This window comes from Variovorax sp. AB1(2024), from assembly GCF_037482385.2.
Classification (GTDB): domain Bacteria; phylum Pseudomonadota; class Gammaproteobacteria; order Burkholderiales; family Burkholderiaceae_C; genus Variovorax.
In genome coordinates, this window is the sequence record NZ_JBBHKP020000001.1 from 4,040,524 (window position 1) to 4,060,165 (window position 19,642).

18 protein-coding genes and 2 tRNA genes are annotated in these 19,642 nt (G+C 67.5%); 14 read left to right on the plus strand and 6 right to left on the minus strand.

The window, feature by feature from the left end; translation table 11 throughout:
- Positions 1–28 precede the first annotated feature (28 nt).
- On the minus strand, positions 29–1,324 hold the full coding sequence (locus tag WIX39_RS18880) for an AAA family ATPase (RefSeq protein ID WP_409196355.1): 1,296 nt from the start codon (positions 1,322–1,324) through the stop codon (positions 29–31).
- 387 nt (positions 1,325–1,711) lie between these two features.
- Here WIX39_RS18880 and WIX39_RS18885 point away from each other — a divergent pair, with 387 nt between their 5' ends.
- Entirely contained in the window at positions 1,712–3,067 is a 1,356-nt protein-coding gene (locus tag WIX39_RS18885; protein ID WP_409195618.1) for a purine-cytosine permease family protein, read from the plus strand.
- Here the strand turns inward: WIX39_RS18885 and thiD are convergent.
- On the minus strand, positions 3,012–3,860 hold the full coding sequence (gene thiD, locus WIX39_RS18890) for a bifunctional hydroxymethylpyrimidine kinase/phosphomethylpyrimidine kinase (RefSeq protein WP_205367085.1): 849 nt from the start codon (positions 3,858–3,860) through the stop codon (positions 3,012–3,014). The genes WIX39_RS18885 and thiD overlap by 56 nt on opposite strands.
- A 44-nt stretch (positions 3,861–3,904) precedes the next feature.
- Here thiD and WIX39_RS18895 point away from each other — a divergent pair, with 44 nt between their 5' ends.
- From WIX39_RS18895 to WIX39_RS18930, 8 genes are all read left to right on the plus strand, one after another.
- Positions 3,905–4,996 carry an FAD-dependent oxidoreductase gene (locus WIX39_RS18895; RefSeq protein ID WP_106934335.1) on the plus strand — a complete coding sequence of 364 codons (1,092 nt, stop codon included), beginning with the start codon at positions 3,905–3,907 and terminating at the stop codon, positions 4,994–4,996.
- A complete protein-coding gene (gene thiS, locus WIX39_RS18900) occupies positions 4,993–5,190 on the plus strand; it encodes a sulfur carrier protein ThiS (protein WP_081266336.1) in 198 nt (65 codons plus the stop codon). The genes WIX39_RS18895 and thiS overlap by 4 nt, the downstream gene beginning before the upstream one ends.
- 21 nt (positions 5,191–5,211) lie before the next feature.
- Entirely contained in the window at positions 5,212–6,027 is an 816-nt protein-coding gene (locus WIX39_RS18905) for a thiazole synthase (RefSeq protein WP_081266335.1), read from the plus strand.
- Positions 6,024–6,965, plus strand: a complete 942-nt coding sequence (gene thiE, locus WIX39_RS18910; RefSeq protein ID WP_199851913.1) for a thiamine phosphate synthase — start codon at positions 6,024–6,026, stop codon at positions 6,963–6,965. The genes WIX39_RS18905 and thiE overlap by 4 nt, the downstream gene beginning before the upstream one ends.
- A gap of 5 nt (positions 6,966–6,970) precedes the next feature.
- Entirely contained in the window at positions 6,971–9,124 is a 2,154-nt protein-coding gene (locus WIX39_RS18915; RefSeq protein WP_409195619.1) for a TonB-dependent siderophore receptor, read from the plus strand.
- An 83-nt stretch (positions 9,125–9,207) separates the two neighbouring features.
- Positions 9,208–9,283, plus strand: a tRNA-Asn gene (locus tag WIX39_RS18920).
- Between the two features lie 152 nt (positions 9,284–9,435).
- A tRNA-Asn gene (locus tag WIX39_RS18925) sits at positions 9,436–9,511 on the plus strand.
- Positions 9,512–9,644: 133 nt separating this feature from the next.
- Complete coding sequence (locus WIX39_RS18930) at positions 9,645–10,508, plus strand: AraC family transcriptional regulator (protein WP_409195620.1); 864 nt, start codon at positions 9,645–9,647, stop codon at positions 10,506–10,508.
- Positions 10,509–10,514: 6 nt separating this feature from the next.
- Here the strand turns inward: WIX39_RS18930 and WIX39_RS18935 are convergent, their stop codons facing one another.
- A complete protein-coding gene (locus WIX39_RS18935; RefSeq protein ID WP_081266380.1) occupies positions 10,515–10,832 on the minus strand; it encodes a YnfA family protein in 318 nt (105 codons plus the stop codon).
- A 357-nt stretch (positions 10,833–11,189) separates the two neighbouring features.
- On the opposite strand from WIX39_RS18935, the gene WIX39_RS18940 reads away from it, so the two are divergent.
- From WIX39_RS18940 to WIX39_RS18960, 5 genes are all read left to right on the plus strand, one after another.
- Positions 11,190–11,591, plus strand: coding sequence for a GreA/GreB family elongation factor (locus WIX39_RS18940; RefSeq protein ID WP_285410767.1), 402 nt, complete (start codon positions 11,190–11,192; stop codon positions 11,589–11,591).
- Positions 11,592–11,780: 189 nt separating this feature from the next.
- A complete protein-coding gene (locus tag WIX39_RS18945; RefSeq protein ID WP_106934331.1) occupies positions 11,781–12,680 on the plus strand; it encodes a CsgG/HfaB family protein in 900 nt (299 codons plus the stop codon).
- Between the two features lie 147 nt (positions 12,681–12,827).
- Complete coding sequence (locus tag WIX39_RS18950) at positions 12,828–13,805, plus strand: hypothetical protein (RefSeq protein ID WP_409195621.1); 978 nt, start codon at positions 12,828–12,830, stop codon at positions 13,803–13,805.
- The gene (locus WIX39_RS18955; RefSeq protein ID WP_081266328.1) at positions 13,802–14,488 is read left to right on the plus strand and encodes a response regulator transcription factor; all 687 of its coding nucleotides are present in this window, start codon (positions 13,802–13,804) and stop codon (positions 14,486–14,488) included. The genes WIX39_RS18950 and WIX39_RS18955 overlap by 4 nt, the downstream gene beginning before the upstream one ends.
- Before the next feature lies 1 nt (position 14,489).
- Positions 14,490–16,352 (plus strand): sensor histidine kinase, encoded by a 1,863-nt coding sequence (locus WIX39_RS18960; RefSeq protein ID WP_234382539.1) that lies wholly within the window; start codon positions 14,490–14,492, stop codon positions 16,350–16,352.
- A gap of 6 nt (positions 16,353–16,358) precedes the next feature.
- On the opposite strand, the gene WIX39_RS18965 is transcribed toward WIX39_RS18960, so the two are convergent.
- The 3 genes from WIX39_RS18965 to WIX39_RS18975 form a co-directional block, all read right to left on the minus strand.
- Positions 16,359–16,667 carry a hypothetical protein gene (locus tag WIX39_RS18965; protein WP_234382536.1) on the minus strand — a complete coding sequence of 103 codons (309 nt, stop codon included), beginning with the start codon at positions 16,665–16,667 and terminating at the stop codon, positions 16,359–16,361.
- Positions 16,664–18,151 carry a DegQ family serine endoprotease gene (locus tag WIX39_RS18970; RefSeq protein ID WP_081266326.1) on the minus strand — a complete coding sequence of 496 codons (1,488 nt, stop codon included), beginning with the start codon at positions 18,149–18,151 and terminating at the stop codon, positions 16,664–16,666. The genes WIX39_RS18965 and WIX39_RS18970 overlap by 4 nt, the downstream gene beginning before the upstream one ends.
- A gap of 99 nt (positions 18,152–18,250) precedes the next feature.
- On the minus strand, positions 18,251–19,588 hold the full coding sequence (locus WIX39_RS18975) for an ATP-binding protein (RefSeq protein ID WP_409195622.1): 1,338 nt from the start codon (positions 19,586–19,588) through the stop codon (positions 18,251–18,253).
- Positions 19,589–19,642: the final 54 nt, after the last annotated feature.

Sequence of the window (19,642 nt, forward strand, 5' to 3'; positions counted from 1 at the left end):
AGGGGCAAGCGAGTGCTCATCAGCGACGCTATGACGCAGCGTCGCCATCTTCCAAAATTGACCCATTCCACTTCACGTAGTAACGGAAGAATGGGTCAACCAAGTGAAGCTCTCCATTCGCGAAATCGATGACCGGTTCGCCTTCGCGATCCTTCGCAATCTCATCCATTTTTTCTAGAGCCCGCGTCACTTCGTGCTGCTGAGGCACCTCGATCAACAACTGCTGCAAGGCCTTTCGCAGCTTCGTCCAGTCCACCGGCGTCACGCCTCCCAGCTCATGCAATGCCAGCATTACTGCTTGGTAGGTGTCGCAAGTGCCGCCACCTTGCAACCCACGATCCTTTCGATTGGTGCGTTCAGGGCCCTTTCGCAGTGCCTTGAAAGTCTCCGGCGAAATACTTTCCGCGAATTCTTTGAAGAAGCTGTCGGGCGGTACCGGCAGTTTGACGGCCGGGCTCGGGGGCTCCCCAAGATACTTTGCCCGGATCCCCGCGTCTCGGCAGAGTGCAGAGCAAAAATCTTGCATCATGTGCGGGCTCGCAAAGCACTCCTTCACCAGTGCATCAAGGACGGTTGGCAGACAGTGGACATTGAGAAGCCTGAAGCCAGTTTCACCAATCGAGAAAAGTTCCGAGTTCTGCCATTCAGGAATTGGGATTGTGACTGTTCGTCCGTCGACGTCCATCTCTGCGCTAGCGGCCTGATGCATACGGTGCGGGATCAGAATTAGCACGACCTGCAGACCTTCAAACACTGCTGGCTTGAGGGCGCGAATCACCTCCGTTTGGAGCTCAGGTTCCAAATAGTGAAAGTCATCGATTACCAGGACCTTCTGACGCGCTACCAGGGCATCAACAGCAGTCCTGGCAGCCGAAACATTGAACGTAGCAGCGTTGCTTGAGTTGGTCGCGTCTTTGGCGGCCTTTTGACCTTTTACACCGCCTCCTACACCCATCGGTCGAAATCCAACGTCCATTTCGCCGACATAACTATCTTCGTGCGCCAAGCCCTGAGATTTAACGGTTTGGCTTGGCAGACCTAGCTCTGCAAGAATCTGCGCCCAAACGTCCGCAATACTTTTGAGGTGGCCGCCCTCCAACCAGACGCAATCCGAGGAGGGAACGACCTTCCGCACCAACACGGTTTTGCCGCTCTTCGTTGGGCCTGCAACCGCAATGAACTTGGGCAGCCGATCCAACGCATCGGTCAGCTTCGCTTCAATCTTAAATTGTGCGCGCGGCTGATAGGTGTGCTTTGGGAATCCACCGGGAACAAACACGTCCTTTACGCGCAAAACCGGCGGTTCTTGTAATGCTTCTTCCATAGTCAAAATTTTTTCCTCCGGGACTTTTGCCCACCTTTGTAACCGTCCAAAAAACCGTAGGCACGTAGGCATTTAAGACGAACCGTCGGATTCTCGCATCCGGCGAGTTCGGCATGCGGTCACAACCCGGGTAAGCCCTAGAGCCGCGACGCGCCCTATAGCCCAATTTGGGTGCGAGCTAGAATGATCGCTTGCTAGGGGTGCTGGGCGCTTAAACGCTCGGCTGAGATCAAACCCTTCGAACCTGTCCGCCGTGTTTATTTTCACGGCTTGAGGTAATCCTCGCGCAGGGAAGCTGGTCCGGTTGGCCGCTCACGTTGTCTCGCGTGACGACCGTGTCGCTCGGGCCCCGCCCACCTGCCAAACCTTTTGCACTGGAGCAAACGGATGGCACAAGACAACAACAACAACGATCGCAGCAGCAACGCCGGATCCGCCTCATCCAACGAGGCGCTGACGCCGTTGCCCGCGTCCAGGCGCGTGTTCGGCTGGCACGACCACGCCGCGCTGTGGTTCAGCCTGGGCGTCGGCCTGCTGGTGATGCAGATCGGCGCGTACCTCGTGCCCGCGGTGGGCACGCGGGACGCGGCCATCGCCATCGTGCTGGGCTCCTGCCTTGGCGCGGGCCTGCTGGCCTGGACCGCGCGGCTCGGTTGCGAGAGCGGCCTGGCCAGCGCCGGCCTCATGCACGCCACCTACGGCAGCGCCTTTGCGCGGCTGCCGGTGCTGCTGAACATCGTGCAACTGGTGGGCTGGACCACTTTCGAGCTGGTCGTCATGCGCGAGGGCACGCAGGCCATCGGCCAGGCGGCCTTCGGGCCGTCCATCGGCTCGGCATGGGGCGGCGTGCTGACCACGCTGCTCTGGGGCGCGGTGCTGCTGGCCCTGCTCGCGGGCTCGATGGTCAAGCTGGTGCGGCGCTTCGTCAGCCGCTTCGGGCTGCCGCTAGTGGTGTTGTCGCTGCTGTGGCTCAGCTGGCAGTTCGCGACGCGGCTGCATGCCAAGGGACTCGACGCGTTCTGGGCGCGGCCGGGCGACGGCAGCATGGGCATGTTCGGCGCGCTGGACCTGGTGATCGCGATGCCGGTGTCATGGCTGCCGCTGGTGGCCGACTACGCACGGCACGGCAAGCGCGGCACCGGGGGCCTGGGGAGCGCCTTCAGCGGCACCTGGCTCGGCTATGCGCTGGCCAACATCTGGTGCTATGCGCTGGGCGTGATGGTGGTGAGCGTGGCCGAGCCGGGCACCGAGCTGGTGACGGCGCTGCTGCTTGCGCAAGGCGGCCTGCTGGCGCTGGGCCTGATCCTGATCGACGAGCTCGACAACGCCTACGGCGACGTGTATTCGGGTTCGGTGTCCACGCACAGCCTGCTGCCGCGCTGGAGCGTGAAGCGCTGGGGCCTGCTGCTGGCCGCGCTGTGCATCGCTTTTGCACTGGTGCTGCCGATGCACACGCTGGAGCCCTTCCTGCTGTTGTTGAGTTCGGTGTTCGTGCCGCTCTACGGCGTGATCATCGGGCGGCTTGGCAGCGGACAGTCCGTGTCGGTGGGCGGTGCGCGGAAGATCGATTTCGGCGCCGCGCTGATCTGGATCGCGGGCATTGCCGCGTACCACGCGCTGGCCAGATGGGCACCGCAGTTCGGCTCGGCATTGCCGACGCTGGCCGCGACCTTCGCGCTCGCGTGGCTCAGCCGGCCGTCAGCGCGAAGCGGTGCGTCGGCACTGGCGCAAAGCCGTGGTTGAGAGGACCATGACCCGCGCCGATCTTCACATCCGCCCCCGCGGCCATCGCGCCGAGGATGTACGCACGCGCCCGCTCGACCGCCTCCGGCAGCGCCGCGCCCAATGCCAGGTGCGCGGCGATGGCGGACGACAACGTGCAGCCGGTGCCGTGCAGATTGGGGCTGTCGATGCGCTTCGAAGCCAGCCGCCTGCGCTCGCCCCCGGACTGCAGCAGCACGTCGACCACGTCGTTGCCCGGCAGATGGCCGCCCTTGAGCAGCACGCCCTTGGCGCCGAGCGCCAGCAGTTCGTCGGCCGCGCCGTCGAGCGCATCGATACCGTCGATGGGATGGCCGATGAGCAGCGCGGCTTCGTCGAGATTGGGCGTCACCACCAGCGCGCGCGGGAACAGTTCGCGCACCAGCACCTGCACCGTCTCGGCCGCGATCAGCCGGTCGCCGCTGGTGGCGACCATCACGGGGTCGAGCACCACGTTCTTCAGCTGGTAGCGGTCGATGGCCCAGGCCACCACTTCGACGATCTCGGGCGCGTGCAGCATGCCGAGCTTGACGGCATCGACGCCGATGTCTTCCACCACGGCCTGGATCTGCGCCTTGAGAAACTCGGGCGGCACGCCGTGGATGCCCGACACGCCGAGCGTGTTCTGCGCGGTGAGCGCGGTGATGGCCGTCATGCCATAGCAGCCGAGCGCCGCGAAGGTCTTGAGATCGGCCTGGATGCCGGCGCCGCCGCCGCTGTCGGAGCCGGCAATGGAGAGCACGCGTGCATAGCGCTGGGTGGGTGCTTGGGTCATGCCGAAAATTATCGGCGGTATCCATGGCCGGAAGGAGCGAGACCATGAGCCTTCCTTTTCAATCCGCCGCCGTCCTCGGCGCGGGCCTCATGGGCCGGCTGATGGCGGTCACGCTCGCGCAGGCGGGCTGCAAGGTCGACCTGTTCGAAGCGGGCAGCCCCGATGCGGAAGGCGCTGCCGCACGCGTGGCAGCCGCAATGCTCGCGCCGCTGGCCGAATCGGCGGTGGCGCCGGTGTCGGTCGTGCGCATGGGGCAGCACGCGCTCTCGCGCTGGCCCGAGCTGCTGGCAAAGCTGGCGCAGCCCGTGTTCTTCCAGCGCGAAGGCACGCTGGTGCTGTGGCACCGGCAGGACGCCGCCGAAGCCGCACGCCTGGCGCGCGTGCTTGCCAACACCGGCACGCAGGTGCCAGAGCTCGCGCCGATGCAAACGCTCGACGGCAAGGCGATTGCCGCCCTTGAGCCCTCGCTCGGGCAGCGCTTCATGCAGGGCCTGTTCCTGCCGGGCGAAGGTCAGCTCGACAACCGCGCGCTGCTCGCGTCCCTGCTTGCCACACTGCAAGCCAGCCCCGGCGTGACGCTGCACTGGCAATCGGCGCGCGCGCCTTCGGACTTCACGCCCGGCGCACCGGGCCAGCCCGACCGGGTGATCGACTGCCGCGGCTTCGGCGCCCGGCCCCAGTGGAACGCACTGCGCGGCGTGCGCGGCGAAGTGATCCGGGTGCACGCCCCAGAAGTGACGCTGAGGCGGCCCACGCGCCTGGTGCATCCGCGCTACCCGCTCTACATCGCGCCCAAGCCGGGCAACCTGTTCGTGATCGGCGCGACCGAGATCGAATCGGACGACATGTCGCCCGCCAGCGTGCGCTCCACCTTGGAACTGCTGAGCGCCGCGTATGCGGTGCACAGCGGCTTTGCCGAGGCGCGCATCGTCGAAATCGCCACGCAGTGCCGGCCCACGCTGCCCGACAACCTGCCCGCCATCGAGCAGCCGCAGCCGCGCGTGCTGCGCATCAACGGGCTCTACCGCCACGGTTTCATGATCGCACCCGCGCTGCTCGACGCCGCGATGGAACTGCTGGCGCACGGCCGCTCGACGCTCGCTGCGAGCCTCGGCATGGAGATATCCCACGCATGAACATCCTGATCAACGACAAGCCTTTCACCCTGCCTGACAACGCCGTGCTGACCGATGCGCTGGCCGCGCTGGACGCCACGCCGCCGTTCGCGGTGGCGGTGAACCGCGAGTTCGTGCCGCGCTCCGCCTACGCCGCGCGCGCGCTGCAACCCGACGACCGCATCGAAGTGATCCGCCCCGTGACGGGCGGCTGATTGATTGACGGAGACGACACGATGAACACCACACACGACGACCCGCTGGTTCTCTACGGCGAAACCTTCCAGAGCCGCCTGCTGCTCGGCACCGCTCGCTATCCCTCGCCAGACCTGCTCGAAGCCGCGGTCAAGCGCGCCCGGCCCGCGATGCTCACGGCCTCGCTGCGCCGGCAGACCGCGAATCAGGGATCGGGCAACAGCGAGCTCGGCAACGGCTTCTGGGAACTGCTGCGCCGCCTCGGGGTGCCCGTGCTGCCCAACACCGCCGGCTGCCACAGCGTGCAGGAGGTGGTCGCCACCGCGCAGATGGCGCGCGAGCTGTTCGACACGCCCTGGATCAAGCTCGAGCTGATCGGCGACGACTACACGCTGCAGCCCGACACGCTGAACCTCGTCGACGCGGCCTCGCAGCTGATTCGCGAAGGCTTCAAGGTGCTGCCCTATTGCACCGAAGACCTGGTGCTGTGCCAGCGGCTGGTCGACGTGGGCTGCCAGGCCGTGATGCCTTGGGCCGCGCCCATCGGCACGGGCCGTGGACCTGTCAACCCTTATGCGCTGCAGGTGCTGCGCGACCGGCTGAAGGTGCCGATGCTGGTCGATGCCGGCCTGGGCCTTCCTTCGCATGCCTGCCAGGTGATGGAATGGGGCTACGACGGCGTGCTGCTCAACACGGCGGTCGCGCTGGCGCAAGACCCGGTGGCCATGGCCGGCGCATTTGCCGACGCGGTGCAGGCCGGGCGCACCGCACACCGTGCCGGCGCAATGGCCGCGCAGGACGCGGCGCAACCCAGCACACCGGTGCTCGGCACGCCCTTCTGGCATCACGCGCCATGACAGCTTCAATGAACGACGCCCGCGCCATCGCGCAAGCCATCGTCGCGGCCCACGGCTTGCGTTTCGGCGCGATCACCGCCGCGCCCGTGAGCGCGCCGGTCTTCTCGTCGGACGACCCGGTGTACCGCGGCGCCAAGCAGGCCTGCTCGGCGCTGGGCTTCATCGAGATCGACGCCGAATGCCTGGCCCACGCCTGGCGCGCGCAGACGCTGCGCCTGAGCAACTTCGACGCCGCGCTGTGGCCCGACGCGCCCGCAGACTTCGGCATGCGCCCGTTTCCCCCGGCCGCTCGCGACGATGCATTCCCGCCCTGCCCCGAACGCCTCGGCCTCTATGCCGTGCTGCCCGATGCGCAATGGGTCGGCCGCATGGCGCGCGCCGGCGTGCCGACTGTGCAACTGCGCTTCAAGTCGGAAGACGCGGCGGCCATCGAGCGTGAAGTGCAGGCGGCCGTCGAAGCGGTGCGCGGCACCGATGCGCTGCTCTTCATCAACGACCATTGGCAGGTCGCCATCGCGGCGGGTGCCTACGGCATCCACCTCGGCCAGGAAGACCTCGACGCGCTCTCGCCCGATCAGCTGGCGCAGCTGCGCGCTTCAGGCGCGAGGCTCGGCGTCAGCACGCACGGCTACGCCGAGATGGTGCGCGCGGACAGGGTGAGCCCGAGCTACATCGCGATGGGCGCCGTCTACCCGACCACGCTCAAGAAGATGGCGACCGCGCCGCAGGGCGTGGCCCGCCTCGCAGCCTATGCGCGACTGCTGCGCGGCTATCCACAGGTGGGCATCGGCGGCATCGACGCGGTGCGCCTGCCCGAAGTGCTGGCCACGGGCGTTGGCTCCGTCGCCGTGGTGCGCGCACTGGTCGCGGCGGAAGACCCCGAGGCCACGGCCATGCAATGGATGGCGGCGATGGAAAGCAACGCCGTCGGCAACTGAACACAATGAACCAACCCAAGCCCTCTTTTTTTTCTTCCGCCTGGCCGCTCTCACCCGTGTCGCGCGCGCTGGCGGTCGTTCTCTTCACCGCCGCTTGCGGCGCGCAGGCGCAGCAGGCGGCATTGCGTGAAGTCACCGTCAACGACAGCAGTGCCGCGCCGCAAGCCGACATCAGCGGCTTCGGCGATGTGCCGCTGCGCGAGCTGCCGCTCTCGGCCACGGTGATCGACAGCCAGCAACTGCGCGCCAGCGGCGCCCGGCGGCTCGCGGACCTCACCCAGTTCGACGCCTCCGTCACCGACGCCTACAACTCCGCCGGCTACTGGGACTACCTCACGGTGCGCGGCTTCGTGCTCGACAACCGCTTCAACTACCGGCGCGAAGGCCTGCCGATCAGCGCCGAGACCTCGATTCCGCTGGACAACAAGGAACGCGTGGAAATCTTGCGCGGCACCAGCGGCATCCAGGCCGGCACCAGCGCGCCGGGGGGCCTGGTCAACTACGTCGTCAAGCGGCCGACCGAGCAGGACCTGCGCACGGTGCGCATCGAGACCAACAGCCGCGGCAGCCTGCTGGGCGCCGTCGACCTTGGCGGGCGCTTCGGCGAGAACCGCGAGTTCGGCTACCGCATCAACGTGGCGAGCGAGAACCTCAAGCCGATCACGCACGACCTCGACGGCAACCGCAACCTGTTCTCGCTGGCGGCCGACTGGCGTATCACGCGCGACTCGGTGCTGGAATTCGAGATCGAGCAAAGCCGCAAGACGCAGCCGAGCCAGGCCGGCTACAGCCTGCTGGGAAGCGTGCTGCCCAGGCCGGTCGATCCGCGCATCAACCTCAACAACCAGCCGTGGTCGCAGCCCTCGGTGTTCAAGGCGCTGACAGGCACGGTGCGCTTCAGCCAGGCAATCAACTCCGACTGGCGCTGGAGCGCGCAGATCGGCCAGCAGCGCTTGAAGAGCGACGACCGCCTGGCCTACGCCTTCGGCTGCGGCGCCGAGGGCAACTACGACCGCTACTGTTCCGACGGCACATTCGACGTCTACGACTTCCGCAGCGACAACGAGCGCCGCACGCAGACCGCGGGCAGCCTGAACCTCAAGGGCAACGTGGCGACGGGCAGCGTGAAGCACGAGCTGGGTTTCGGCCTGCTGCAAAGCCGCGTGCGCAACCGCTTCCAGGATCAGGCCTACAACTACGCGGGCACCGGCAACATCTGGGGCACGGCCATGGTGCCGGCCAACCCCGATGCCACCACGCCGCAGACCAACCGCGACGAACGCTCGACCGAACTGTCGGCACAGGACGCCATCCGCTGGAACGACCGTTTCACCACCTGGCTCGGCGTGCGCCACACGCGGCTCGACCGCAGCAGCATCGGCAACGACGGATCGAATCCGACCGGCTACAAGCAGGACGTGACCACGCCGTGGATCGCCGCGAGCTATGCCATTCAACCGGGCTTGCTGGCTTATGCGAGCTGGGGCAAGGGCGTGGAATCGCAGGTCGTGCCGAACAGGATCTCCCAGTACGCCAACGCTGGGCAGGCCCTGCCCGCGCTGACCTCGCGCCAGTGGGAACTGGGCCTGAAGGGCGGCAACGATGCGTTCAACTGGCAAGTCGCCTGGTTCGACATCTCGCGGCCGATGACCAACCTCGACCTGTGCAGCGGCTACTGCGAAGTGCGCAACGACGGACGCGCCGTGCATCGCGGGCTGGAGGCCGGCGCGCAATGGAACCAGGGGCCGTGGCGCCTCGGCGGCAGCATCGCGGTGATCGACGCCAAGCGGCGCGGCAGCACCGAGAACCCGGCGCTCAACGGACAGTCGCCGACGAACGTGCCCAAGGAAGTGCTGCGGGCACAGGCCGCGTACCGCGTCGCGTCGGTGCCGGGGCTGGAGATCGCTGGCCAGCTTTCGTACGAAGGCCGGCGCAACGTGCTGCCGGATGGGTCGATCACCCTGCCCTCGTGGACGCGCGTCGATGCAGTGCTGCGCTACGACACCAGGCTGCGCGGCGTGAACACGAGCTGGACGCTTGCGGTCGACAACCTGTTCGACCGGCGCTACTGGAAGGAGTCGCCGTTCCAGTTCAGCCATGTGTATCTGTTTCCCGGTGCGCCGCGCACGCTGCGACTGGGTGTGAGCATCGCGTTGTGAATGTGGTGAGCCTCACAAATTTGTCGATGCAGATGCGCGCGGTTGAGAAGGCGCAAAAAATCACGCTATAATCTAAGGCTTGTTCCTCGATAGCTCAGTTGGTAGAGCGCCGGACTGTTAATCCGTAGGTCCCTGGTTCGAGCCCAGGTCGAGGAGCCAAAACAAGCCGCAAGGCAACTGGATGCCCTGCTACTCATAAAGTAGCGGGGCATTTTCATTTGGGTCTTGTTTGCGTCGATGCATCGACGATAAAAAAATCAGGCTGTCACACTCAAAATCGGCAAATCCATTGCATATAATTTAAGGCTTGTTCCTCGATAGCTCAGTCGGTAGAGCGCCGGACTGTTAATCCGTAGGTCCCTGGTTCGAGCCCAGGTCGAGGAGCCAAATCAAGCCGCAAGGCCTCTGAGAAGCCCGCTGTTTTCACGAACAGCGGGCTTTTTCTTTGGCGGCATGCAGGCTCGCGATTTCAGCAAAGTCCGCTAAGTACCCTGCCCGCAAAGCGCGCACACTGACGCGCATGGAAAGCCGTCGAACAGAGCAGGACTACCGGGCCCGCGTGGCACGCGCGGTCGCGGCCATCGTTGCCGACCCGATGGCCGATCACCGGCTCGACGACCTCGCGCGGCTCGCGCACTTCTCACCTTTTCATTTCCATCGCGTCTACGCCAGCGTGGCCGGCGAGACCGTGGCCGCCACGGTCCGCCGTGTGCGGCTCGCACTCGCGACGCAACTGCTCGAAGCCGGCGGCCAGAGCATCACGCAGGTTGCGCTGGCGGTGGGCTACGAGAGCCCGCAGGCCTTCACGCGCGCCTTCGGGCAGTTCACCGGCCAGTCGCCGCGCGAGTTCCAGCGGCAGATGGCGCGCGCGGTGCTCGATGTCGATGCGATACCGCAGGCCGGCAACGACGGCGGCGCGCCACCCGCCGTGCGGATCGTCGAGCGCTCCGCGCAGCGGCTGCATGCGCTGCGGCACCAGGGCTCGTTCGCGACCATTCCCCATACCCATCGGCGGCTGCGCCTCCATGCGGGCACGCGGGTGCTGTCGGAGCACTGGGGCGCGTCCTTCAGCGCGCCCGAGGACACCAGCGGCTTCCGGTACTACGCAGCGTTCGCTTCGCCTGACCCGTGGCCGGAGGATGGCTCGGGCGTCGAGTTGCTCGACATCCCGGGCGGCTGCTATGCCGTGCATCGCCTGGCCGGCCCTTATGCGCGCATCAATGCCGCCGTTCAATCGCTCTATGCGCGATGGCTGCCGGGCAGTGGCTACGAACCCGACGACCGGCCCACGCTGGAGCACTACCTGAATTCGCCGCGCACGGTGCGGCAAGCCGAGCTGCGCACCGATCTGCTGATTCCGATTCGCCGCGCCGACTCGTCGTAAGGCGGTCTACCTCGGCTGGAAAGCGATGAGCCCCATGCCCGCAAGACACACCGCGACACCGGCGATATCCCACGCGCTGGGGCGGATGCCGTCGACCGCCCACAGCCACGCGATGGCCACGCCGATGTAGACGCCACCGTAGGCGGCATACACGCGGCCCGCCGCCGTTTCATGCAAGGTGAGCAGCCATGCGAAGGCCGCGAGGCTGATCGCCGCGGGCACCAGCAGCCACGCGGAGCGGTCCTGCTTGAGCCACAGGTAAGGCAGGTAGCAGCCGATGATCTCCGCGAGAGCCGTCGCGACGAACAGAAGAAAAGTGCGCATCGCGCGATTGTGCATAGCCGTGCCCCTGGCCTTATCGGCAAGACACGTGAGGCCATTCGCTTGATGGCGTCCACCCCTCGCACCTACACTCGGCCGATGGCCCTCTCGTCCACGTCCCGCAACCGCACTGCCCGCGCAGCCCTGCTCCAGGCAGCGGCCGGCCGTGGCGCAGGTGTCGTCGTTGCGGCGATGACGACGGTCTTGCGACGCACCTCCGCACTTTCCTGAGCCCGGCGGTCCGCTACCTTCTTTCTTGATGCGCGAACCCTTGACCGCCGGGCACCACACCGCGCGGTAGCGACTTCGCCTGCTCGTTTCCACGGCAATGGGCGGTTTCGCATTCAACTGGAGTGCTTCATGCCTGCAACCATTCACGGAGAGCGCACGCTCACCGAACTCGATTTCGTCCGCCTCGGCAAACTGGCTGGCGGCGCCATTCCGCCGGCGCTGTCCGACCTGCTGGACGTGGCCGACATCCTGCCCTCCCGCGACGTACCCGCGGACATCGTCACGATGAACTCCAAGGTGGAGATCGAAGACCCCGCAACCCGCCAGACGCAGAAGATCACCCTCTGCTACCCCGCCGACGCCCAGCCAGGCACGGGCTGCGTGTCGGTGCTGTCGCCCGTCGGCATCGGGCTGCTCGGCCAGCGGACCGGCGCACTCGCGCGCTGGCGCATGCCCAACGGCGCGGAAGGCGAAGCGCGCGTGGTGTCGGTGCTGTTCCAGCCCGAAGCCAGCGGCAACTACCTGGCCTGAACCAGCCAGACCATTTGGTCAAAACATGACTTTCGGCACTGGCGTGCCGGCCGGTCGGACCGTATCGTCGCCCGGTCGCTGGTGCGACGAGCAGGGAGGTCACAACAGGCCATGCGGTCCCCATCTCCGATCGAGACAGGTGGCGCCTCCCCTGGCGCGCCGCTTTGTTTTCACTTGACTGATCCGGACATGGCTTTTTCCAAACTTACTCTCGCAAGCGCACTCGCGGGCCTGCTGGCCCTTTCTGGTTGCCAGACCATGGACATGCAAATGGGCAGCCAGTCGGCCAAGACCGTGGCCACCGGCAGCGCCGCCGGCGGCGCGACCTCCGGCGAAAGCAGCCAGCTCGAGCGCTGCGACTCCCCGCTGGGCACCGTCTCGCTGATCGAGAACCAGAGCGCAGGCTGGTACACCATCCTCACCGGCGAATACAAGCTGCCGCCCACCGCCAACCTGCTGCGCCTGCTGGTGCAGCAATCGAACTGCTTCATCGTTGTCGAGCGCGGCGCGGCCGGCATGAACGCCATGACGCGTGAACGCGCACTGCAGCAGTCGGGCGAAATGCGCGGCGGCAGCAACTTCGGCCGCGGCCAGATGGTGGCGTCGGACTACGGCCTGTCGCCCGAGATCGTCTTCAGCAACAGCGACGCGGGCGGCCTGGGCGGCGCGCTCGGCGGCCTGGTGGGTGGCGGCCGTGGCCGCGCCATTGCGCAGCTCGGCGCGAGCATGCAGACCAAGGAAGCCAGCGCGCTGCTGACGCTCATCGACAACCGCTCCGGCGTGCAGGTCGCGGCCTCGGAAGGAAGCGCCTCCAAGACCGACTTCGGCGGCTTCGGCAACCTCAGCGGCCTTTCCGCCGCCGGCGGCATCGGCGGCTACACGCGCACGCCTCAAGGCAAGGTGATTGCCGCCGCCTTCATGGACGCCTTCAACCAGATGGTCCGCTCGCTGCGCAACTACAAGGCGCAGACGGTGCGCGGCCAGGGCCTCGGCGGCGGTGGCCGCCTGGGCGTGGATGGCGGCGCCGCGCCGTCGCAGACTTACGTGCCGGCCGAGAAGCCCGCACCCACGCGACGCCGCAGCAAGTAAGGGGTCAGGCGCGCGCGCATCGAGGCTCCATGCAGCCAGCCGGCAAAAGCCGCGCCGCGCCTCCCTCGTATATAGGATGTGCAGGGGCACCCCCGCCCCCTACCCTCGGCCTGATTCAAAAACAGACTCCGAGGGTTTTTCTTCACCATGCGCATCGCCTTCACGTCCTGCATGAGCGCGTACAGCTTCCCCGACCAACCGGCGTGGGAGCAGATTGCACAGGCTCAATGCGACGAACTGGTGCTCCTGGGCGATTCGGCCTACTACGACGCCGACGGCCAGAGCACCGCCGCGATCCAGGCCATGGACGCCAACACCTTCGCCCTGCATGCGCATGAGCGCCTCTACAAGCAGGTCAGCCACCCCACTTTCTCCGCGCTCGTCAAGACCCCCACGCTGCGCACGCACGCCATCTGGGACGACCACGACTTCCTCTGGAACGGCTCATGCGGCGCGCAGATCGAGGGGCAGCCGCAGTACAGCCACTTGCTGCCGCCGACGCGCGCCGTGTTCGCGCGCTACCGGAAGGCACTGGCCGCCCGGTTCGCACCCGGCAGCTTTCCCCAGGTGCCGCCGCCGTGGGCCGCCGACGTGCCGCCGCCCGGCTACAGCAACGTGCCTCTTGACCATGACGTGCTGCTCCACCTCACCGACGGCCGCAGCTTCAAGTCCACGCGTGGCCGCAAGGCGCTGATGGGCAGCAAGCAGCTCGACGACTTCGAGGCCGCCTGCGCGAGCGCATCGTCCGACACGGTTCACCTGCTGGCCTCGGGGGTGGTGTTCGAGGCCAACAGCGGCGAAACCTGGCTCGGCTGTGCCAAGGAACACGAAAGACTGCTGGCGCTGGCCGACAAATACCGCATCCTCATGCTGAGCGGCGACGTGCACCACAACAAGATCACCCAGTACTCGACCGAGCGCGGACGGCTGCTGTTCGAGGCCACCGCGTCCGGCGCGGCGATATGCACGCTGGTCACGCTGGGCGCGCTGCAATGCAACTGGGGCCTGCTGGACATCGATGCCGAGCGCATCACCGTGCAGGTCTTCCAGAAGGACCCTGCCACCCTGCCGCAAACCATCGACCGCAAGACCTGGCGCTGGGTGACGCAGCAGGCCGGCGCATGACGCAGGCAACGCAGGTTGCCCTGGTCGAGGACGACACCGGCATGCGCGATCGCATCGCGCGTGTCGTCGACGCGGACCCGTCGCTGAGCCTTGCCTTCAGCGCGTCCAATGCCGCCGACATCCTGGCGTGGCTGAACGACAACCCCATCGACGTGCTGCTGGTGGACCTCGGCCTGCCAGACCACCCCGGGCTGCAGGTGATCAGCCAGTGCCGCACCATGCAGCCGGCCTGCGCGGTGATGGTGTTGTCGATCTTCGGCGACGAGGCCAACATGGTGCAGGCCTTCGAGGCCGGCGCCAGCGGCTATCTGCTGAAGGACGGCACCGAGACGGAGCTGGCCACCCACATCCGCCACCTGCGCGCCGGCGGCTCTCCCATGTCTCCGGTGATCGCGCGCCAGCTGCTGCGCCGCTGGCAGGCTCGCGCCGGCATCGCGGCGCCGGCCAAGCCGGCAACACCGTCGCCTTTCGGCGGCAGCATCCGTCCCGAGCGCCTGTCGCCGCGCGAGTTCGAGGTGCTCGACCTCGTCTCTCGTGGTTTCACCTATGTCGAAGTCGGCACGCAGATGGGAGTCTCCGCATCGACGGTCCAAACCCATATCCGCAATATCTACGGCAAGCTGGATGTGCACAACAAATCGGAAGCGGTGTTCGAGGCCCGCACCCTCGGCTGGCTTCCCTAGCGTGATCGCCCGGAGGATGCGCCGCTGGCTGCTGGCGGTGCTCGGCCTGCCGCTGCTCGCGGTAGTGCTCCAGGCCCACGCTGCCACCGCCGCTCCGATGGAGGTCGGCTTCGCGGAAGCGACGCTGGAGCCCGACGGCCTGCCGCCGCAGGTACGCCGCGTGCCGCTGCCTTTTCGCTGGGACCACGAGTTTCCCGGCCGCGGCGGCAAGGCCAGCTACCGGATGGAGCTTCCTGACGCCGCCGTGCCGGCGGGCGCTCCTTCGGCGCTGCTGATGACGGGCGTGGGCAACCAGGTGGCCGTGTATTTCAACGATGCGCTGGTGGCCAGCTACGGCACGCTGGGCGATCCCGGCTACGAGGCCTCCAAGGGCAACCACCTGGTGCATGTCGCGGCGGCGCTGCACCGCGAAGGCCGGCCGCAGGTGCTGGAGGTGCGCACCACCATCCAGCGGCAGCGCGGTGCGGGGCTGGCCACCGTGCAATACGGCACCGAGGCGGCGCTCACGCCCATCTACCGCGCACAGCAGAACTGGCGCAATACCTCGGCCATCGTCTATGCGGTCAGCCTGCTGCTGATGGGCGGCATGGCCGGCGGGCTGTGGCTGCGCCAGCGCGACGCGCTCTACGGCTGCTTCGCGCTGGCCGCGCTCTCGGGCGTGGCGCGCAACCTCGACCGTGTATGGCCCGAAGTGCCGGTGCCCTGGCCGCTGTGGGGCGCGGTGGTCGCGGTCTGCTATGCATGCCACATCGGGCTCATCGCGCGCTTCGTGCTGCTGGTGCTGGAGCGCAATCCGCCGTGGCTGGTGCGTGCGATCTACGCCGCGCTGGCAACCACGGTCGCGCTGGCCTGCGCCTCTTTCGCCTTCGCGCTGCCGAAGCTGTGGACCGGCGGCCTCGTCATCCTGCAGCTGACGAGCATCGTCTGCCTGCCCTATGTGGTGCATGGCGCGCTGGTGGAGCGCCGCAGCATTGCCAGGGTGCTCATGGCGGCCGGCTCGCTCGCCATACTGGCCGGCGCGCACGACCTGCTGCTGGTGCGCATGGGGTTGTTCGGCGGCGCGGACTACACGCTGACCGCGCACGCGATGTTCTTCTTCGTGATGATCCTGGCCGGCCTGGTGGTCGAGCGCTACAGCCGCACCGTGGCCGACTACAGGGCGCTCAACGCCAACCTCGCGGCCCGCATCGACGAACGCGAGGCGCAGCTGCGCGGTGCGTTCGACACGCTGCGCCAGCAGCAGCAGGAGCAGGCCGTGCTGCTGGAGCGCCAGCGCATCATGCGGGAGATCCACGACGGCGTGGGCTCGCAGCTGGTCGGCCTGCTCAACGTGGTGACGCAGCCCGCGCCTGATCGCAAGGTGGTCGAGGAGCATGTGAAGCTCGCGCTCGACGAGATGCGCATGGCCGTCGACTCGCTGCAGCCCACCCACGACGACCTGCCCACCGTGCTCGCCACGCTGCGCTACAGGCTGCAGCCGCGCCTGGATGCGGCCGGCATCGAACTGGTATGGGACGTGGCCGTGATTCCGCCCATGGCTCCATTCGCCGCCCAGGCCGCGCTGCAGTTGCAGCGCATCCTGCTCGAAGCCTTCACCAATGTGCTGAAGCATGCGTCGGCCACGCGCATCGTGATGCATGCGAGCTGGCACGGGGAAGAGTCACCCCCGCTGGTGCGCATCATGCTCACCGACAACGGCCGGGGCCTGCCCAATGCGCCGGCCGACGGCCGACCGCCGGGGCACGGCATCTCGAACATGCGGGCGCGCGCCCAGTCGATAGGCGCCAAGCTGCAAATAGAAACCGCGGACGAGCGCACCGGCGGCACCCGCGTGCTGCTGGACTGGCCCTGCACGCTGGCCTGAGCTGCCTCAGCGCAGCGCGAAAGCCAGCGTGACCGCGCCGAGCGCCAGCAGCGCAAGGCCGGCAATGAACACCGCCTCGCCCCAGCTCTCCAGCCGGGCGCCGGAGCCGTGCGAGCGCATCGAGATGAAAGAAAGCAACGCGCTGGCCAGGAAGACCAGCGCGTCCACGGCCAGCAGGCGGTCGATGAGCAGCCGCATGTCGTCGCGCGGCCCGAGGTGCCCGATCGACATCACCGTCATGCACACGCCGATCATGGTGGCCGACGTGGGCAGGATGTGCGCCGACAGCCCTCCGCCGCCTTCGGAGCGGCTCACCCGATTCGCACGGGCACGAAGATCTTGTCTTCGCCGCGCTGGATCAGCAGCGCCACCGACTTGTTGCTGGCCTTGGCCACCACCTCGCGCACCTGCTCCACGCTCTGCGCCGGCGTGCCGTTGATGGCCAGCAGCACGTCGCCTGCCTGCACGCCCGCCAGGGCCGAGGGACCGGCTGCGTCTTCGATCAGCAGCCCGTTGTCGACGGAGGCCTCGCGCTTTTCCTGCGGCTGCAGCGGACGCAGTGCCAGCCCCAGCTTGCCCTGCCCCACGTCGGCATCGGCCTTGGCGACCTTCGCCGGCTTGTCGCTCGCGTCGCCGAGCTTGGCCTGCAGCTCCTGGCGTTCGCCCTGGCGCCACACTTCGAGCGTGACCTGCTTGCCCGGGGCCTGCTGGCCGATCACCGCGGGAAGGTCACCCGAGGAAATGATCGGCTGGCCGTTGACCTTGCGGATCACGTCGCCGGCCTTCAGGCCCGCCTTGTCGCCGGGGCCGCCCTTCTCGATGTTGGAGACCAGCGCGCCTTCGGGCTTGTCGAGCTTGAAGGAATCGGCAAAGGCCTGGTTCACTTCCTGCACCGCCACGCCGAGGCGGCCGTGCGTGGCCTTGCCGGTCGCGACGATCTGGTCCTTCACCTGGATCGCCACGTCGATCGGAATGGCGAACGACAGGCCCTGGTAGCCGCCGCTGCGGCTGTAGATCTGCGAGTTGATGCCGACCACCTCGCCGCGCGTGTTGAGCAGCGGCCCGCCCGAATTGCCGGGGTTCACCGCCACGTCGGTCTGGATGAACGGCACGTAGCTGTCGTCGGGCAGCGAGCGGCCCTTGGCGCTCACCACGCCGGCCGTCACCGTGTTCTCGAAGCCGAAGGGCGAGCCGATGGCCAGCACCCATTCACCGACCTTCAGGTCCTTGGTGTTGCCCAGTGCGAGCACCGGCAGGTTCTTCGCGTCGATCTTCAGCACCGCGATGTCGGTCTTGGCGTCGGCGCCCAGCACCTTGGCGCGGTACTCGCGGCGGTCGGTCAGCTTGACGGTGACTTCCTTCGCGTCCTTCACGACGTGCGCGTTGGTGATGATGATGCCGCTGGGATCGACGATGAAGCCCGAGCCCTGCGCGCGCACCGGCACGTCGCGTTGCTGCTGCTGGCCGCGCGGGCCCATCTGGCCCTGGAAGCGGCGGAAGAACTGGAACATCGGGTCATCGGGATCGATGCCCTGGATCTCGGCGGCGGCCTGGTCGTCCGACGCCTTCATGGTGCCGGTCACGCTGATGTTGACCACGGCAGGGCCGTCGCGCGAGGTGATGGTGGAGAAGTCGGGCAGCGTGACCATGGCCGCGGGCGCCGTGACAACCGCGTTGGTGGTGGCCGGGGCGCCCACGGCGCGAGCGCTGGTGTAGGCACCAGCACCGACTGCACCGATCACACCTGCGGTCGCCAAGGCAATCACCAGGGCGCGGGGCGAAGTCAGACGGGAGTTCATTTGTCGGTTCCTTTCAAGGCGTATGCACGCAACACGATGAAAGGAATGTCGCCGCCCTGACTTAAGCGCCGCTTAAACGGCGCCCCCCGGCGAAAGGGCTCAGGCGTGGGCCGCAAAGCGCACCAGCACCTGCAGGCCGCCCAGGCTGGGCGAGGCGTCGAGCGCCACCGTCGCGCCATGCAGCTCGGCGATCGACTTGACGATGGCCAGTCCCAGGCCGCTGCCCGGCGCCTGTGTCTCGCCCGAGCGGTAGAAGCGGTCGAGCACGCGCTCACGCTCCGTCTCGGGCAGCCCGGGGCCGCTGTCATCGACGCTGAGCTCTACGGCGTCGTCTCGCCTGGCGATGGCAATGTCGACGCGGCCCTCGACCGGCGTGTACTTGACGGCGTTCTCCAGCAGGTTGCGCAGCAGCATGCGCAGCGCTTCCGGCTGGCCGTTGACGACAGCGGCATCGGCATGGGTGATGCCGATGTCGATGCCGCGCGCCTGCGCCGCGGCCACCGCATCGGACACCGCGAGCCGCGCCACCTCGGAAAGATCGACCGGCTCCGGGATGGCGCCCGCGGCCATGCTGGCCTCGTGGCGCGCCAGCGCGAGCATCTGCTCGACGAGTCGCGTGGCGCGGTCGATGCCCGCCACCAGCCGGCTCACGGCGAGGTCGCGCGAAGCATCGTCGGGCGCGCGCTGCAACCCCTGCACCTGCAGCTTCAACGCGGCCAGCGGCGAGCGCAGCTCATGCGCGGCATCGGCGACGAAGTGCTTCTGCGCATCGAAAGCGTGGCGCACCCGGTCGAACAGCAAGTTCAGTTCCTGCACCAGTGGGCGCACTTCTTCCGGCAGGTTTTCCTCGCTGACCGGCGACAGGTCGTCGGCCTGGCGAGAAGCCACCTGCTTGCGCACGCGCGCCACCGGCGCGAGCGAGCGGCTCACCACCCACCACACGACCAGCATCAGCAGCGGCGCCATCAACGCCACCGGCGCGATGGTCCGCAACGCGAGCGAGCCGGCCATGTGCCGCCGCGCCGCCATGTCCTGCGCCACCTGGATCACCAGCCCGCGCGTCTGCATCGAGAACACCCTGTAGGTGGTGCCGCGCGCATGCACGTCGGCGAAGCCCAGCACGGCGAGCTGCGGCAGCGCCGCCTCCTCGGCGGATTCGAAGATGCGCACGCCGTCGGCGGTCCACACCTGCACCACGAAGTCGAAGTTCTGCTCGCCAGTGCCGATACCGCCGACCGTGGCGCTCGGCGGCAGGCCGGCGCGCAACGACAGCGCCATCTGCTGCATGTGGTAGTCGAAGATGTCGTCGGCTTCGGCAAGCACCGTGCGGTAGGCCACCAGCGCCTGCGCGCCCGCCGCCAGCACGATGGCAGCAAGCAGGAACCACAGCAGCCGCGCGCGAAGAGAGCCGGTCAACGACCCGATGATTCCCCTCATGCGCGGCCCCTTCGCGAGGCGCCGCGGAACCGGCTCTGCCGGGCCGCAGGCGTC

Excerpts from the sequence above, each read along its gene's own strand:
- thiE (WP_199851913.1), top strand. The coding sequence starts at position 6,024 with ATGACAGCTTCAATGAACGACGCCCGCGCCATCGCGCAAGCCATCGTC.
- WIX39_RS18955 (WP_081266328.1), top strand. The coding sequence starts at position 13,802 with ATGACGCAGGCAACGCAGGTTGCCCTGGTCGAGGACGACACCGGCATG.
- WIX39_RS18930 (WP_409195620.1), top strand. The coding sequence starts at position 9,645 with ATGGAAAGCCGTCGAACAGAGCAGGACTACCGGGCCCGCGTGGCACGC.
- WIX39_RS18935 (WP_081266380.1), bottom strand. The coding sequence starts at position 10,832 with ATGCGCACTTTTCTTCTGTTCGTCGCGACGGCTCTCGCGGAGATCATC.
- thiD (WP_205367085.1), bottom strand. The coding sequence starts at position 3,860 with ATGACCCAAGCACCCACCCAGCGCTATGCACGCGTGCTCTCCATTGCC.
- WIX39_RS18895 (WP_106934335.1), top strand. The coding sequence starts at position 3,905 with ATGAGCCTTCCTTTTCAATCCGCCGCCGTCCTCGGCGCGGGCCTCATG.
- WIX39_RS18915 (WP_409195619.1), top strand. The coding sequence starts at position 6,971 with ATGAACCAACCCAAGCCCTCTTTTTTTTCTTCCGCCTGGCCGCTCTCA.
- WIX39_RS18970 (WP_081266326.1), bottom strand. The coding sequence starts at position 18,151 with ATGAACTCCCGTCTGACTTCGCCCCGCGCCCTGGTGATTGCCTTGGCG.
- WIX39_RS18945 (WP_106934331.1), top strand. The coding sequence starts at position 11,781 with ATGGCTTTTTCCAAACTTACTCTCGCAAGCGCACTCGCGGGCCTGCTG.
- WIX39_RS18905 (WP_081266335.1), top strand. The coding sequence starts at position 5,212 with ATGAACACCACACACGACGACCCGCTGGTTCTCTACGGCGAAACCTTC.
- WIX39_RS18885 (WP_409195618.1), top strand. The coding sequence starts at position 1,712 with ATGGCACAAGACAACAACAACAACGATCGCAGCAGCAACGCCGGATCC.
- WIX39_RS18975 (WP_409195622.1), bottom strand. The coding sequence starts at position 19,588 with ATGAGGGGAATCATCGGGTCGTTGACCGGCTCTCTTCGCGCGCGGCTG.
- WIX39_RS18880 (WP_409196355.1), bottom strand. The coding sequence starts at position 1,324 with ATGGAAGAAGCATTACAAGAACCGCCGGTTTTGCGCGTAAAGGACGTG.
- WIX39_RS18950 (WP_409195621.1), top strand. The coding sequence starts at position 12,828 with ATGCGCATCGCCTTCACGTCCTGCATGAGCGCGTACAGCTTCCCCGAC.
- thiS (WP_081266336.1), top strand. The coding sequence starts at position 4,993 with ATGAACATCCTGATCAACGACAAGCCTTTCACCCTGCCTGACAACGCC.
- WIX39_RS18940 (WP_285410767.1), top strand. The coding sequence starts at position 11,190 with ATGCCTGCAACCATTCACGGAGAGCGCACGCTCACCGAACTCGATTTC.